General features: G+C 66.2%; 16 protein-coding genes. 12 read left to right on the forward strand and 4 right to left on the reverse strand.

The window, feature by feature from the left end; genetic code table 11:
• The first annotated feature begins 24 nt into the window (after positions 1-24).
• From IEV62_RS13000 to phbB, 4 genes are read left to right on the forward strand one after another with little or no spacing between them, the layout of a single operon-like run.
• Positions 25-558, forward strand: a complete 534-nt coding sequence (locus IEV62_RS13000; protein ID WP_188448148.1) for a helix-hairpin-helix domain-containing protein — start codon at positions 25-27, stop codon at positions 556-558.
• 46 nt (positions 559-604) lie between these two features.
• Complete coding sequence (locus IEV62_RS13005; protein WP_188448150.1) at positions 605-2,854, forward strand: xanthine dehydrogenase family protein molybdopterin-binding subunit; 2,250 nt, start codon at positions 605-607, stop codon at positions 2,852-2,854.
• A complete protein-coding gene (gene hemH / locus IEV62_RS13010; protein WP_188448152.1) occupies positions 2,854-3,894 on the forward strand; it encodes a ferrochelatase in 1,041 nt (346 codons plus the stop codon). Before IEV62_RS13005 ends, hemH begins: the two co-directional genes overlap by 1 nt.
• A 38-nt stretch (positions 3,895-3,932) precedes the next feature.
• Positions 3,933-4,655, forward strand: a complete 723-nt coding sequence (phbB, locus tag IEV62_RS13015; protein ID WP_188448154.1) for an acetoacetyl-CoA reductase — start codon at positions 3,933-3,935, stop codon at positions 4,653-4,655.
• A gap of 313 nt (positions 4,656-4,968) precedes the next feature.
• Here the strand turns inward: phbB and IEV62_RS13020 are convergent, their stop codons facing one another.
• A complete protein-coding gene (locus IEV62_RS13020; protein ID WP_188448156.1) occupies positions 4,969-5,418 on the reverse strand; it encodes a glycine zipper 2TM domain-containing protein in 450 nt (149 codons plus the stop codon).
• Positions 5,419-5,580: 162 nt separating this feature from the next.
• On the opposite strand from IEV62_RS13020, the gene IEV62_RS13025 reads away from it, so the two are divergent.
• Positions 5,581-6,579 (forward strand): esterase-like activity of phytase family protein, encoded by a 999-nt coding sequence (locus IEV62_RS13025; RefSeq protein WP_188448158.1) that lies wholly within the window; start codon positions 5,581-5,583, stop codon positions 6,577-6,579.
• 3 nt (positions 6,580-6,582) lie between these two features.
• Here IEV62_RS13025 and rpmB read toward each other — a convergent pair whose 3' ends face one another.
• Positions 6,583-6,885 carry a 50S ribosomal protein L28 gene (rpmB, locus tag IEV62_RS13030; RefSeq protein ID WP_188448160.1) on the reverse strand — a complete coding sequence of 101 codons (303 nt, stop codon included), beginning with the start codon at positions 6,883-6,885 and terminating at the stop codon, positions 6,583-6,585.
• Between the two features lie 215 nt (positions 6,886-7,100).
• On the opposite strand from rpmB, the gene IEV62_RS13035 reads away from it, so the two are divergent.
• The 3 genes from IEV62_RS13035 to IEV62_RS13045 all read left to right on the forward strand — a co-directional run bounded on the left by IEV62_RS13035 (position 7,101) and on the right by IEV62_RS13045 (position 9,292).
• A complete protein-coding gene (locus tag IEV62_RS13035) occupies positions 7,101-7,388 on the forward strand; it encodes a hypothetical protein (RefSeq protein WP_188448162.1) in 288 nt (95 codons plus the stop codon).
• A gap of 83 nt (positions 7,389-7,471) precedes the next feature.
• Positions 7,472-7,900 (forward strand): nucleoside deaminase, encoded by a 429-nt coding sequence (locus tag IEV62_RS13040; protein ID WP_188448200.1) that lies wholly within the window; start codon positions 7,472-7,474, stop codon positions 7,898-7,900.
• Between the two features lie 78 nt (positions 7,901-7,978).
• Positions 7,979-9,292, forward strand: a complete 1,314-nt coding sequence (locus IEV62_RS13045; RefSeq protein WP_188448164.1) for a hemolysin family protein — start codon at positions 7,979-7,981, stop codon at positions 9,290-9,292.
• 118 nt (positions 9,293-9,410) lie between these two features.
• Here IEV62_RS13045 and IEV62_RS13050 read toward each other — a convergent pair whose 3' ends face one another.
• A complete protein-coding gene (locus IEV62_RS13050) occupies positions 9,411-11,114 on the reverse strand; it encodes a class I adenylate-forming enzyme family protein (protein ID WP_188448166.1) in 1,704 nt (567 codons plus the stop codon).
• Positions 11,115-11,222: 108 nt separating this feature from the next.
• Here IEV62_RS13050 and lgt point away from each other — a divergent pair, with 108 nt between their 5' ends.
• The 4 genes from lgt to pgeF all read left to right on the forward strand — a co-directional run bounded on the left by lgt (position 11,223) and on the right by pgeF (position 14,581).
• Positions 11,223-12,119 carry a prolipoprotein diacylglyceryl transferase gene (gene lgt, locus IEV62_RS13055; RefSeq protein ID WP_188448202.1) on the forward strand — a complete coding sequence of 299 codons (897 nt, stop codon included), beginning with the start codon at positions 11,223-11,225 and terminating at the stop codon, positions 12,117-12,119.
• A gap of 88 nt (positions 12,120-12,207) precedes the next feature.
• Entirely contained in the window at positions 12,208-13,284 is a 1,077-nt protein-coding gene (locus IEV62_RS13060) for a class I SAM-dependent methyltransferase (protein ID WP_188448169.1), read from the forward strand.
• Positions 13,281-13,805, forward strand: a complete 525-nt coding sequence (locus tag IEV62_RS13065; protein WP_188448171.1) for a GNAT family N-acetyltransferase — start codon at positions 13,281-13,283, stop codon at positions 13,803-13,805. The genes IEV62_RS13060 and IEV62_RS13065 overlap by 4 nt, the downstream gene beginning before the upstream one ends.
• The gene (pgeF, locus tag IEV62_RS13070) at positions 13,802-14,581 is read left to right on the forward strand and encodes a peptidoglycan editing factor PgeF (RefSeq protein ID WP_188448173.1); all 780 of its coding nucleotides are present in this window, start codon (positions 13,802-13,804) and stop codon (positions 14,579-14,581) included. The genes IEV62_RS13065 and pgeF overlap by 4 nt, the downstream gene beginning before the upstream one ends.
• A 113-nt stretch (positions 14,582-14,694) precedes the next feature.
• On the opposite strand, the gene IEV62_RS13075 is transcribed toward pgeF, so the two are convergent.
• Positions 14,695-15,075 carry a VOC family protein gene (locus IEV62_RS13075; RefSeq protein WP_188448175.1) on the reverse strand — a complete coding sequence of 127 codons (381 nt, stop codon included), beginning with the start codon at positions 15,073-15,075 and terminating at the stop codon, positions 14,695-14,697.
• Positions 15,076-15,150 lie beyond the last annotated feature (75 nt).

Here is a 15,150-nt window from a genome sequence, read left to right on the forward strand (position 1 = left end):
GGTCGTAGATTCAGGAGCATGTCCATGGCCGCTAGCCCGCAAAACCCGAACCAGGCCGTCGACATGATGGTGCCGATCACGATCACCCATGTCGCGCTGATGCTGGTGCTGGCCATTCTCGCCATCGTCGGGATTTGGTGGGGAACGGTGCTGCGCCGCCGCAATGCCGCCGCGCAGAAGCGAATGGCCGAGGATTTCGCGATTGCCGAAGCGCATGGCGCAACCACAGAGCCGACCGCAATCTCAAGCGATGGCGCGGTCAGCGACGTCCCGATCGAACCTGTGGCGGACGCCCCCGCAGTCGAACCGCCGGCCGCAACCGAGCTGACCCGGATCAAGGGCCTCGGCCCCAAGCTCGCCGCCACGCTTGCCGACCTTGGCATCACCCGCGTCGAACAAATCGCGGCGCTTAGCCCGGGGACAGCGGCCGAGCTCGACGCCAAGCTCGGCTCGTTCCAGGGCCGCATGGCGCGCGATCGCTGGATCGAGCAGGCCAAGCTGCTCGCCGCCGGCGACACTGCCGGCTATGAAGCCGCGTTTGGCAATTTGGGCGGATAGACCCGCGGCCCTTTCGTCGCCTCCACACCCGCGATACAGCAGCAGGATGCCAGACCGCTCGCTTCCCCGGATCGACCGCCGTACGCTGCTGATCGGCGGTGGCGCCGGGATCGGCCTGGTCGTCGCGTGGGGCCTGTGGCCACGGCGTTATTTGCCCAATCTCACCGCCGACCAGGGAGAGACGCTGTTCGGCGCGTGGCTCAAGATCGGCAATGACGGCCATGTCACGGTCGCGGTGCCGCAGGCCGAACATGGCCAGGGCGTTTATACCACGCTGCCGCAAATCATCGCCGACGAACTCGGCGCGGACTGGCGCACGGTCGCGGTCGAGCCGGCCCCGCTCAACCCGCTTTACGCCAATCCGTTCGGTGCAGAAGAACTGTTCGAAGGCGGCGATGACGCGCTGTTCAAAGGCTGGCGGGATGCCCATGCCGTGCAGATCGGGTTGATGTTTACCGGCGGATCGAGCTCGGTGCGGAGCTTCGAAGAACCGCTCCGCGCCGCGGGCGCGGCGGCGCGGACGCTGTTGTGCAAGGCGGCGGCCAGGCGCTGGAAAGTCGATTGGCAAACGTGCGGCGCGATCGACGGCTTCGTCGTGCATGGTAAGGACCGGCTGCGCTTCGCCGAACTGGCGGCGGAAGCCGCGCGCGATTTTGGCGGCGGCGCGCTGCCCGGCCCGCTCCCCTTACGCGGCGATACCGACAACCGGCTCTACGGCCAGTCGCTGCCACGGCTCGATGCGCCGTCAAAGGTCGATGGATCAGCCAATTTCGCGGGCGACGTGCGCTTGCCCGACATGCTCTTCGCCAGCATCCGCCAGGGCCCGGTCGGCGACAGCACATTGGTGCGGGTCGATCGCGCGGCGGCGGACCGGATTCGCGGCGTGCTGCAGGTCGTCACCAACGACCAGTGGGTCGCGGCGGTCGGCATCAGCTGGTGGGCGGCGAACAAGGCGCTCGACGCGATGGCGCCGCGCTTCGAAACGCGCGGGGGCGTGGTCGACGATGCCAGCATCGACCGCGCGCTCAACACCGCGCTCGATGGACCGGGCACGCGAATCGCGAAGGCCGGCGACCTGTCGGCAGCGTTCAAGGGTGCCAAGCTAATCACCGCGGAGTATCGGGTTGGTCTTGCGCCGCACGCCGCGATCGAGACGATGGCCGCGACCGCGCAGTTGCGCGACGGCCGCCTCACCCTGTGGCTCCCCACCCAAGCGCCCGGTCTCGCGCGCGCCGCCGCCGCCGCCGCGATCGGCATCGCCGAAGACGCGGTGCTGGTCCACCCGATGCTGATCGGCGGATCGTTCGGCGCGAATCTCGAAACGCAGTGCGCAGCGCAAGCCGCGGTGCTGGCCGCAAAGTTGAACCGCCCGGTGCAATTGGTGTGGAGCCGCGCCGAGGATTTGTTGCACGATCGCTTCCGTCCGTCCGCGCGCGCGCGGATGGCGGCGCGGCTCGGGGCGAACGGGCAAATCCTCGGCTGGCTGGCCAAGATCGCCGCGCCCGCCACCGGGCAGCAGCTCGCACGACGGCTGCTGGCGCACGACGGCGGCTCCAGCGCCGCACTGGCGCTCGCGCCCTCGGGTGATCGCTATGCGGTGGCGGGCGCGAAGCCCGTCTATCGCATTCCGGCCTATGCGGTCGATCACCACCCCGCCGACATCGGCGTGCCGACCGGGCATTGGCGATCGGGCGCACACAGCTACACCGCGTTCTTCACCGAATGTTTCCTCGATGAACTCGCGCATGTCGCGGGGATCGAAGCGCTGTCGTTCCGAATCGGCATGCTCGGCGGCGATGCGCGGCTCGCGCGCTGCCTGTCGACCGTCGCCTCGCTCGGCGGATGGGAGGGCGGCGTCGCGGGCAGCGGTCAGGGCATCGCTTGCCACAGCTTTCGCGGCAGCCACATCGCGGTGCTGGTCGAGGCGCATATCGGCGAAGGACAAGCGGTCAGCGTCGACCGGATCGTCGCGGCGGTCGATTGCGGGCGGCAGGTCAATCCCGACATCGTCAAACAACAGATTGAAGGCGGGCTGCTGTTCGGCATGGCCGCCGCGATTGGCGGCACCACCGGCTTCACGGCCAATTTGGCGCAAGCGCGCAGCTTCGGCGCACTCGGCCTGCCGCGTCTGGCCGACACCCCCGACATCACGGTCGAACTGATCCCGAGCGAGGCCGAACCCGGGGGGGTAAGCGAACTTGCCGTGCCGCCCGTTGCACCGGCGATTGCCAACGCGCTGCAAGCCGCTACGGGGGGACGCTTGCGGCGCCTGCCGCTCGTTCCCGGAACCGTCTGATGCCGCCTGTTCTTCCGCCTGCCCTCCCGCCCGCGCTGCTCCCGCCCGAGCATCCGCCGGTCCGCCTGCGCAAAGTCGGCGTGCTGCTGACCAATCTCGGCACGCCCGACGGCCCCGACGTGAAATCGGTGAAGCGCTATCTGCTCGAATTCCTGTCGGACAAGCGCGTCGTCGAAATCCCGGCGATCCTGTGGCAGCCGATCCTGCGCGGCATCATCCTCAACACCCGCCCCGCCAAATCGGCCGAGGCCTATGCGCAAGTGTGGAGCGACGACGGCTCCCCGCTCGCCGCGATCACCAAGGCGCAGAATACCGCCTTGCAGGGCGCGTTCGGGCCGGGCGTGATGGTCGATTGGGCGATGCGCTATGGCAAGCCCTCGATCGCCGAGCGCGTGCAGGCGCTAAAGGATGCCGGATGCGACCGCATCCTGATCGCGCCGCTCTATCCGCAATATTGCGGGGCGACGACCGCGACCGCCAACGACAAGGTGTTCGAAACGCTCGCTAAAATGCGCTGGCAGCCCGCGATCCGGACGCTGCCGCCTTATTATGACGACCCGGCCTATATCGACGCGCTCGCCGAATCGATCGAGGCGGCGGTGGCGAAGCTCGATTTCGAGCCGCAAGCGATCGTCGCGAGCTTCCACGGCATGCCGCAGCGCACGCTCGAGCTCGGCGATCCCTATCATTGCCATTGCCAGAAGACCGGGCGCTTGCTTGGCGAACGGCTTGGCAAGCCGCTGGTCGTGTCGTTTCAGTCGCGCTTCGGCCGCGCCAAATGGCTCGACCCGGCGACCGACACCACGCTCGAGGAATTGCCGGAAAAGGGCATCACCAAGATCGCGATCTTCGCCCCCGGTTTCTCGGCCGATTGCCTTGAGACGCTCGAAGAACTGGCGATTCGCGGGCGCGAGAGCTTCGAGGAAAAGGGCGGTACGCACTTCGCGTATATTCCTTGCCTCAACGACAGCGATATCGGAATCGCCATGTTGCGTGCTTTACTCACAAGGGAACTTGAAGGCTGGGTCGCGCCCGCCTAGCGTCGGCGTTGGACACAAGATCCAACGAGGAGAGACAGATGGCACGCGTCGCAATCGTAACCGGGGGAACGCGCGGCATTGGCGAGGCGATCAGCCTTGCACTGCAGGAGACCGGCGTCACTGTCGCTGCGACCTATGCGGGCGACGACGCCCGCGCGCAGGCGTTTACCGCGCGCACCGGCATCGCCGCCTACAAATGGGATGTCGGCAATTTTGATGCCTGCCAGGAGGGCTGCGCCAAGGTCGCCGCCGAACATGGTGAGGTCGATATCGTCGTCAACAATGCCGGCATCACGCGCGACGGTACGATCCTGAAGATGAGCTATCAGGATTGGAAAGAGGTGATCGACACCAATCTTGGCGGGTGTTTCAACATGGCCAAGGCGGTGTTCCCCGGCATGCGCAGCCGCAAATGGGGGCGGATCGTCAATATCGGCTCGATCAACGGGCAGGCCGGTCAATATGGCCAGGTCAATTACGCCGCCGCCAAATCGGGCATTCACGGCTTCACCAAGGCGCTGGCGCAGGAAGGCGCGAAGTTCAACGTGACCGTCAACGCGATCGCGCCGGGCTATATCGACACCGACATGGTCGCGGCGGTCCCGGCCGACGTGCTGGAGAAGATCGTCGCGAAGATTCCGGTCGGGCGGCTGGGCCAGGCTGGCGAAATCGCGCGTGCGGTCACCTTCCTGTGCTGCGATTCGGGCGGGTTCGTGACGGGATCGACGCTGTCGATCAATGGCGGGCAGCATATGTACTGACCGGCGCAAGGGCGGCCACGTCCGCCCCGGTCGCGCGCCGCGCGAGCGCCCGGCACGGCCGGCGGACGCGGCAGCGCACTGATCCGGGCAACGGCTTTGCCGTCTTCACCCCACCGCACGCAAAACGGGGTCGGCCTTCTCGAGGAAAGGCCGACCCCGCCCCCCGGCTACGCAACACGGGGGTAACTCAGGAACTGTTCAGCGCCGGTCGGCAAAGCCGCCGTCGGACGGGCTCGCTAGGGCGACCCGCCGTCCGGTAGGGGCGCTGCTCGCTTTCGCGAGCGCCGGGGCGGACAGTGCCGCCCCGGTGCCCTTACCGGCACCCATCCCGCTGGATCGCGCGGCCGGCCAGCGCACCACCGCCCGCGCCCAGCACTGTGCCCAACGTCCGGTCACCCCGACCGGCGATCACGTTGCCAAGCAAACCGCCCGCAATCGCACCAATGATTGTTCCCTGGTCGCTGCGGCAGCGGTTGTGGGATTGGCTGTAATAGCGCCGGTTCTGATATTGGTCCTGATACTGATACTGGTTTTGATATTGGCGATATTGACGCGGCTGTTCGTAACGACGGTCGTCGCGGTAATCGCGACGGTCATCGCGCCGATACTCTCGGTCGTCCTGACGATTGTAGCCGTCCTGATACGCTTGGTCATAGGCATAGGCCTGGCTATTATCGTAGCGCTGCGCTGCAGCAGGCGTTGCGGCCAAACCGGCGGCGGTCATGGCCATCGCGGTGGCGGCGAGCGTAAGCTTCTTCATCATGGTACGTCTCCTGTTCGGGCCGGTTGGGCTGTGTCCGATGCCAGACGTATGGCCGAGTCGCCCTGAGACGAGGCTGAATGGGGTTGTTAGCCACCGTTCATCACGATGCCTGTGCCGCGGACGAAGGTTGCGTGATGTGCGCGCCTCCCGCAGGGGCGGGGTATGCGGATATTCTGGTCGCTCCTGCTCATGCTCTTGCTCGTCCCCGAAGGGTCGCGACCGGTCCATCGCCCGGTGCTGGGCGCGGTCGCAGACGTGCGCGCCACTCCGGTCGCGCTTGACCGCGCCGATCCGCGCCGCCGCCGCGTCGGCGATCTCGTTTGGCTCGGCGGGGTCAAGCTCTCGAGCCATGACCCGGCCTTTGGCGGCTTCTCTTCGCTGGCCGTCGCTGGCGACCGCTTCACGCTGTTGAGCGACGGCGGCAATATCGTGCGGTTCGCGCTGGGCCGCGACTGGCACTTGCGCGCGGCGAGCTTTGGTGATGTGCCCGACGGACCCGGCACTGGTTGGTCCAAGCGGAGTCGCGACAGCGAATCGATGAGCGTCGATGCGAAGACCGGCGCGATCTGGGTCGGGTTCGAAAATGCCAATGCTTTGTGGCGCTATGCTCCAGACTTCGCGCATGCCCAGGCGCGCGTCCGCCCGGCGGTGATTCGCCGCTGGCCCGAAAACGCCGGACCTGAGGCGATGGCGCTGCTGCCAGGCGGCGGAATGGTTACGATCGGCGAGCGCGAGCCGTGGCGCGGCGCAAAGGGGCGTGGCGGCGTCGTCTTTTACGGCGATCCGGTGCTCCACCCGCGCCGCGGCTTCCGCTTCAATTACCTGCCCCCCAAGGGGTATGATCCAAGCGACATGACCGTGCTGCCCGACGGGCGCTGGCTGATCCTCAACCGGCGATTCAGCTGGGCGCGCTTTTCAAGCGTGCTGAGTGTGGTTGATCCGGCGCAGGTGCAGCCCGGCGCGACGGTGCGCGGACGCGATATCGCAACGCTGGCGGCACCGCTGATCCACGAAAATTTCGAAGGGGTCGCGGCCACGCGCGAAGGGCGCGCGACCATCATTTGGCTGGTGTCGGACGACAACCAGCTCCCGGTTCAGCGCAGTCTGCTGCTGAAATTCAGGCTATCCCCGGCCCCGCCAACGCAGGCCAGGACGCAATAGCGCTTAAGCGGCGACCTGAGTCGCGGCGGTCAGCTTCTTGGAAACGTCACGCTTCAGGCGACGCGCACGCAGCGAGAGCTTTTCGTTGGTCGTCTTGACCAGCCAATTGTCCAGCCCGCCGACATGCTCGACCGAACGCAGCCCGTGCGCCGAAACGCGCAGCTTCACGCTGGTGCCGAGCGCGTCCGAGATGAGCGTGACGTTCTGCAGATTCGGCAGGAACGTGCGCTTGGTCTTGTTATTCGCGTGGGAGACGTTGTTTCCCACCATCCGGCCCTTGCCGGTCAGTTCGCAAATGCGCGCCATCGTGAATTCCTGAGTCGATGATCGAGCTCTTAATGAAGCTCGTGAAGGCGGGGCGCATACCGAAAGCGATCCAGCAGGTCAACATCTGCGGTCGTTACGACGTGTGCGTTGCGGCGCGAATACGTCTCTGTCATGCAACGAACACGCGGACTCGGCGTTTGGTTACGGTAACGATTCGATTTGCCCCGATGATTGGGCACTACAGGAGAAGTCCCATGCGTTTCCTTTTGGCCCTGGTCGGCCTTGCCGCGCTTGTTGTCGTCGCCCTTGTATCGCTTGGCATGCTCAAGATCGATACCAAGGCCGGGTCGCTGCCAAGCGTCAGCGTCAACGGCGGCAAAGCCCCCGAAGTGACCGCCAACATGGCGACGGTCGAATTTGGCACCACCAACAAGACCGTCGAAGTGCCGACCGTCGGCACCACCACCAAAACAATCGCCGTGCCAACGCTCACGCTGACCAAGCCGACCGGGGCGGATGGCAATACCGTCACGGCCCAATAACACCGGCGCACGATCGCGCCGACGATCTGGCGGTTTCGCACGCGGTGGGGCATGGGATCGCGGTGATCCCACTCCCCGCCCCGATGCGCGCTGCGCTCGATGCCGCCGCGCTGGCGGCAGCGGCGGGCGAAGTGCCGGTAGGTGCCGTCGTAATGCGGGGCGGGCGAATCATCGCGATTTCCTCCAATGCGCCGCGCGCCTTGCATGATCCGACGGCCCATGCCGAAATTCTGGCGATTCGCGCGGCGGCAGTGGCGCTCGGCACCGACCGGTTGAGCGATTGCGACCTGTGGGTGACGCTGGAACCTTGTGCCATGTGTGCCGGCGCGATCGCGCACGCCCGCATCGCCCGCCTCTATTATGGCGCAAGCGATCCCAAAGGTGGCGCCGTGGAACATGGCCCCGCGCTGTTCGCCCAGCCGACAATCCACCACCGACCCGAAGTGTTTCCAGGCATTGGCGAAGGGCAAGCGGCCGCGTTGCTGCGCGATTTCTTTGCCGCACGGCGCTGACCTGCCGCGCGCGACGTATCCGAAAGTAACGAGACGGTTGTGAAATCACCCGAATCGCGCGAAGGAAGCTGCAGCATCATGCACCCGCTCCCCCCCTTCCCGTGGATCGACGTCGCGATCATTTTCGCGCTGATCGTGTTGAACGGCGTTTTCGCCATGTCCGAACTGGCGATTGTCTCGTCGCGCAAGGCGCGGTTGGAGGCGATGGCGCGCGCCGGCAAGCGCGGGGCCCGCGCGGCCATCGCGCTGGCCGCCGACCCCGGCAAGTTCCTCTCCACCACGCAGATCGGCATTACGCTGATCGGCATTCTCGCGGGTGCCTATTCGGGCGCAAGCCTGGGCGGGCCGGTCGCGGTACGGATGCAATATCTTGACCTGAGCAGCGAAGTGACCCAATCGATCGGCTTTGCGCTCGTCATCGGCATTACCACCTATTTGTCGCTGGTGATCGGCGAGCTGGTGCCCAAGCAGATTGCGCTGCGTGCGCCCGAGCCGATCGCCGCGGCGATGGCGGGGCCGCTGATGGCGCTGGCCTGGGGTGCCGCCCCGGTCGTGTGGCTGCTCGATTCGTCGAGCGGCGCGCTGTTCCGCGTGATGGGGCTGAAGCGCGAGAGCGAGGAGCATGTCACCGCCGAGGAACTGCATCTGATCGTCGCCGAAGCGAGCAAATCCGGCGTGATCGAAGAACATGAACGCTCGATCATTTCGGGTGTCGTCCGCCTCGCCGATCGCCCGGTGCGCGAGGTCATGACGCCGCGCACCGACATCGAATGGATCGACGCGACGCTCGACGATGCCGGTCTCCGCGCGGCGCTGGTGCAAGCTTCGCACAGCCGCTTGCCGGTCACCGAAGGATCGGTCGATACTGTCATCGGCGTGGTGCAGGCGCGCGACATCGCCGTCGCTTTGTTCAAGGGCGAGCCGCTCGACTTGCGAAAGCTGATGCGTCAGGCCCCGGTGGTGCTCGATCAGATCGACGCGATGGACGCGCTCGACGCGCTGCGCCAGGCCGAAGTGCCGATGGCGCTGATCCATGACGAATATGGCCATTTCGAAGGAATCGTCACGCCCGCAGATCTGCTCGCCGCGATTGCCGGCGAATTCGTCTCCGACGCCGACCCTGCGGATGCGCCGACGGTCGTGACGCGGGACGACGGATCATTGCTGGTCGCCGGCCATATGGCAGCCGATGCGCTCGCCGAACGCCTCGGCATCGATCTGCCCGAGGAGCGCGATTATGCCACCGTCGCCGGCCTCGCGCTCGCGGTATTCCGGCATTTGCCGGGCGAGGGCGAGAGCTTCGTCGAACAAGGCTGGAAGTTCGAAGTGGTCGATCTCGACGGCCGCCGGATCGACAAACTCCTGATCAGCAGCGCGCGCGACGCGGGGTAGGGTTACCCCCTCCCGTTCGTCCTTAGCCTGTCGAAGGGCCGGTGCCACATGCGATGCCTCGCGTGCGGAGAGCAATGGTTCGACAAGCTCCGCACGAACGGAATTGAGGACCCGGTTGCTATCGCACCGCCGCCTCCGCTTCCGCGATCGCACGGTATTTCGTGCGCAACGACACCTTGTCGATCTTCTCGGTCCCCAGCCGCGGCAGCGCTTCGTCCACGAACCAAATCCGCTGCGGCACCTTGAACGCCGCGATATGCGCGAACAGGAACGCACACAATTCCTCGGTCGTCAGCGCCGCGCCCTCGCGCGCCAGCACCACCGCGCCCGGCACTTCGCCAAAGCGCTCGTCGGCCAGCCCGAACACCGCGGCCTCGGCCACGGCGGGATGTTCGTAGATCGCGGCCTCGACTTCCTGGCACGAGATATTCTCGCCACCGCGGATGATGATGTCCTTCTTGCGATCGACGATGAACAAATACCCGCCCGAATCGACATAGCCGATGTCGCCGGTCAGGAAATAGCGGTCGGGCGTGAACGCAGATGCCGTCGCATCGGGCCGTCCGTAATATTCGGTGAAGTTGCAGACCGAGCGGATCGCCACTTCGCCGCGCTCCCCTTGCGCCACCGGCTTGCCCGCGCCGTCGAGGATCGCGAGATCGACCAGCGGAAAGGACGCGCGTCCGGTCGAATTGGGCTTGGCGAGGTAATTGTCGCGGAAATTGCCGCAGCCGATGCCATTCGTCTCGGTCAGGCCATAGCCGAGCAGCGGCTTGGGCCCGCCCATTTCCTCGGCGATGCGGCGGACATGCTCGACCGGGCGCGGCGCACCGCCCGCCGCAAAATCGGTAACGCTCGACAAATCATAGTCACCGCGCTTGGGGTGCGTCAGAATCTCGAAACTCATCAGCGGCACGCCGACAAAATAGCTGACCTGCTCGGCCTGAATCAGCCGCATCGCTTCCTCGGCATCCCATTTCGGCATCAGCACGAGTTTGCGCCCCATCGCGAAGCTTTGCAGGAACACCGGCACTTCGGCGGTGACGTGGAACAGCGGCACGTTGAGCAAGGTCGCGGGCTGCCCGACCGGCGGGTTGCCGTCCTCGCTGGTGATACCGAGCATCACCAGCGCTTGCGCCAGATAATTATACACCGCTTGCGTCACCGCGCGATGATTGCTGATCGCGCCCTTCGACTGGCCGGTCGAGCCCGAGGTGAACAAGATCGTCGCAGGATCGGTCGGCGCGATGGTGGGGAGTGTCGCATCGGCGGCTCTGGTCAAGCCGGCGAGCGCGGCCGCCAACGGCTGCAAATCGTCGATTGTCACCACCTCGGTCTTGAGGTCGGGGATCGCTGCCAGCCGCTTGGCGCGGGGCGGATCGGCGAACACCAGGCTGCACTCGACATCGCTCATCGCCGCAGCCAGCTCCTCGGACTGCCACCAGCCGTTGAGCAGCGTCCCCACGCCGCCGGCCATGACGATGCCCATGTACAGCACGATCCACGACGGCGAATTGCGCATCGCGATGCCGATCCGGTCGCCCGGCTGCACGCCGTGCGTCGCGACCAGCGCCCGCGCGACCTGCGTAGCCGCGGCGTAGACCGTGGCGAAGGTCAGCCGCTCGTCGCCCGCGACCAGGAAGGTCTTGTCGGCATGGTCGGCGGAGTAATGCGCGAAATAGGGCGGCAGCGTCTGCGGTACGCCAGTGATGAGCGGCAGCTCGATCCCTTCGACCGTGACCGTGCCCAGCGCCAGCGGCGCGCCTGTGCCGGTCAGCGCGGCGAGCGCCGCATCCATCCGCAGGTCCAGTTTGCTCGGCATACACGCTCTCCACTTGGTCTTATTGCTTGTCGCCTTTATGGAGGCGCAAACCTCCGGGGAAAAGCCTTGATCCTGTCTCATCTTTCGCCAGTGCTCGGCCAGATCCCAATGCTAGGCCAGATCGTCGCCGCCGCGACGACGGTCTCCCCGCACCTGCATTTCACCGATCTGCACCTGAGCAAGGTCGCGCTCGACCTCGGTTTCTTTCAGATCAAATGGTATTCGATCGCCTATATCACCGGCATCGTCGTCGGCTGGTGGTACCTGCTCAAGCTGATCGCCCAACCCGGCAGCCCGATGGCCAGGCGGCATGCCGACGACCTCGTCTTCTACGCAACGCTCGGCATCATTCTCGGCGGGCGGATCGGTTACGCGCTCTTCTACGCCCCGCAATTGCTCGTCTCGACCGGCATTTTCCGGCTGTGGGATGGCGGCATGTCGTTCCATGGCGGCATGATCGGCACGTCGATCGGCATCATCCTGTTCGCGCGAGCGCAGAAGCTCGATTGGTTGCGCATCCACGATTATCTTGCCTGCGCCGTGCCGTTCGGGCTGTTTTTCGGGCGTGTCGCCAATTTCGTGAATGGTGAATTGTGGGGCAAGCCGAGCAATGTTCCCTGGGCGATCGTCTTCCCCGATACGGTGATGCCCGGCATCATCGATCCGGCGCGCCACCCGAGCCAATTGTACGAGGCAGGGCTCGAAGGAATCGCCTTGTTCGCGATTCTGTGGTTCGCCTTCTGGCGCACCAAGGCGCGCTACGAGCCGGGCAAATTGGTCGGGCTGTTCCTGCTCGGCTACGGCCTCGCGCGCTTCACGGTCGAATTCTTCCGCGAACCCGACGGTCAATTCCGCGAATGGGCAGGCGGCTTCTTCGCCAATACGATCCATATGGGCCAGGTACTGACGCTGCCGATGATCGTCGGCGGGCTGTATCTGGTGCTGACTGCCAAAGGCCGCCGCACCCGCGTCGAACCGATCGCCGGAGGCGAGAGCGTCGCGTGAGAAAATTCCCCTCCCGCTCGCGGGAGGGCACCTTCTTGCTCCCCTCCCGCTTGCGGGAGGGGCTGGGGGAGGGCATTGCGCACCTCAGATGTTCGCTGAATCCCCTCCCCTAACCCCTCCCGCAAGCGGGAGGGGGATTTTGGCCGACCGCCTCGCGCGCGCGATCACGCTGGCCGGGCCGATTTCGCTCGCCCAGTTTATGGCGGCCGCGAACCAGCATTATTATGAAACGCGCGATCCGCTCGGCGCGGGCGGCGATTTCACCACCGCGCCCGAGATCAGCCAGATGTTCGGCGAACTGATCGGGCTGTGGGCCGCCGATCTGTGGGACCGCGCCGAACGGCCGGAGGCGGCATGGGTCGAACTCGGCCCCGGGCGCGGTACGCTCACCGTCGATGCCCTGCGCGCGATGCGCAAAGCGGGCCTCGCGCCGCCCGTCCATTTCGTCGAGACCAGCCCGGTGCTCCGCGCAGCCCAGGCTGAGCGCGTACCGCAAGCGACCTGGCACGATGCGATCGACACGCTCCCGACCGATCGCCCGCTGATCGTGATCGCCAATGAATTTTTCGATGCGCTGCCGATCCGGCAGTTGGTGCGCGGGCGCGCGGGCTGGTTCGAACGGCTCGTCGCGTGCCAGGACACGCTGTTCCTGCCAATCGCGGGCAAGCAAATCCCCGATGCGGTGATCCCGGAACAATTGCGCGACGCCGCCGCCGGATCGGTGATCGAAACATCGCCCGCCAGCGTCGCGATCCTGCGCGGCCTCGCCCAGCGGATCGTGGCGCAGGGCGGCGCGCTGCTCGCGATCGACTATGGTTATGACGGCCCCGCAATCGGCGACACGCTCCAGGCGGTGCGCGGCCATGCCTTCGCCAATCCGTTCGAACACCCCGGCGAACAGGATCTCACCGCGCATGTCGATTTCGGCACACTCGCGGCCGCCGCCTTAGTTGAGCGCGCGCACGTGGCGGGCCCTACCGGCCAGGGCGCGTTCCTCTCCGCGCTCGGTATCGACGCGCGCGCCACCGCACTCGCGACGGCGGCACCCACCCGCGCGGCGCAGATTGCCATCGACAAAGCCCGCCTGACGCAGGACATGGGCGATCTCTTCCAGGTCCTCGCCGTCACCGCACCCGGCTGGCCCAACCCCGCAGGTTTTGCATGATCACCTACCGCGACGCCCGCACGATCGATGGCCCCGAGCTCGCCGCCATGGCGCGGCGCTCCTTTACCGAGACCTTCGGAACGCTCTACCCGCAGTCGGACCTCGCCGCCTTTCTCGACCAGGCGTTCGGCGCGAATGGCTTGCCGTCGCAATTGTCCGATCCCGATTTCGCGATCCGGCTCGCGCTGGCGGCCAAGGAAAATGGCGGCGAAGAGATCATCGGCTTCGTCAAGATGGGCCCCGTCACCTTCCCCGGCGAATGGCGCCCCGACGCGATCGAACTGTATCAATTCTACGTGCTGGGCGCGTGGCATGGCGAGGGCGTCGCGCAGCAATTGATGGCCTGGTCGCTCGAACATGCGCGCAGCCACGGCGCGCGCGAGATCATCCTCAGCGTCTATGTCGACAATCACCGCGCACACCGTTTCTACGAAAAATATGGCTTCGAAGATATTGGGCGGATCGCCTTTCGCGTTGGCGAGACGGTCGATGACGACAATTTGATGCGGCTGCTGCTGTGAGCGCGCCCCCGCCGGTCGCGGTCATCCGCGCGCCGTCATTGGACGGCGTCGCGCATGGCTTTCTCGGGCGGATCGGCGGGGTTTCTACCGGGCTTCATGCCGGGCTGAACGTCGGGATCGGCTCCGATGACGATGCTGCCGCGGTCCTCGAAAATCGACGGCTGGCGACCGCCGCCGTGCTGCCCGGAGCGGCGCTCACCACGCTCTATCAAACCCACTCCGCCGATTGCGTGACGGTACGCGCGCCCTTCGAGGACCGGCTGCGCCCGCGCGCCGATGCACTGGTGACCGATCGTCCCGGCCTCGCGCTCGGCATCCTGACCGCCGATTGCGCGCCGGTCCTACTGGCCGACGTGGCGGCGGGCGTCGTCGGCGCGGCGCATGCCGGGTGGAAGGGAGCGCTCGGCGGCGTGACCGACGCGACGATCCTCGCAATGGAAGCGCTGGGCGCAAAGCGCGAGCGCATCGCCGCCGCGATCGGCCCGTGCATCGCGCGCAGCAGTTATGAGGTCGACGACGCCTTTGCGCGCCGTTTCGCGGCGCACGACCCGGCCAATGAACGCTTTTTTGCGGAAGGCCGCGAGGGCCACTTCCAGTTCGACTTGGAGGCCTATGTCGCCCACCGCCTCGCCGAGGCCGGGATTGGCCGTGTCGCGCTGCTCGGACTCGACACCTACGCCGACGAAGCGCGGTTCTTCAGCTACCGCCGCGCCACGCACCGCGGCGAACCGGGTTACGGGCGGCAGATCGCGATCATCGGGCTGTCTGCGGGATAAGCCCCTCCCCTTCAGGGGAGGGGTTGGGGTGGGGCCGTGCCTCAAGCTTGACGTCGGACACGCGGATAGTCCCCACCCCCAACCCCTCCCCTGAAGGGGAGGGGCTTACATGACTATCGCGTCCTGAATTCCTCCGGCGCGGTAAGCTGCGCGAGGATCAGGCCATTGCCGTCGGGGTCGTTCAGCATCGTGAAACGCCCCCACGGCTGTTCGTCGACTGGCGACACCGTAATCCCGAGCGCGGACAGCCGCGCATATTCGGCATCGGCATTGTCGACGCCGAGCATCAGCCCCTGCACGCCGCCCGGCGGCATGCCCTGGAACCAGGTCACCAGCGCGATGGTCGCCCCGCCGTCTTTGGGCTGAAGCTGGATCCAGCGCATGTCCGGCCCCATTGCTTCGTCGCGCAACACCGCCAGCCCGATCACCTCGGTATAGAACGTCCGCCCCGCCACCTGATCCCTGACCGGGATCGACACCACCGCAACCGCCATACCGCGTCCTCCCCTGCGTTCGTCGCGAGATGGTATCTTTTGAGACTATCGCGCGGTAAGCGTTTCTATCATTTT

It is taken from the genome of Sphingomonas psychrolutea, assembly GCF_014636175.1.
Taxonomy (GTDB): Bacteria; Pseudomonadota; Alphaproteobacteria; order Sphingomonadales; family Sphingomonadaceae; genus Sphingomonas; species Sphingomonas psychrolutea.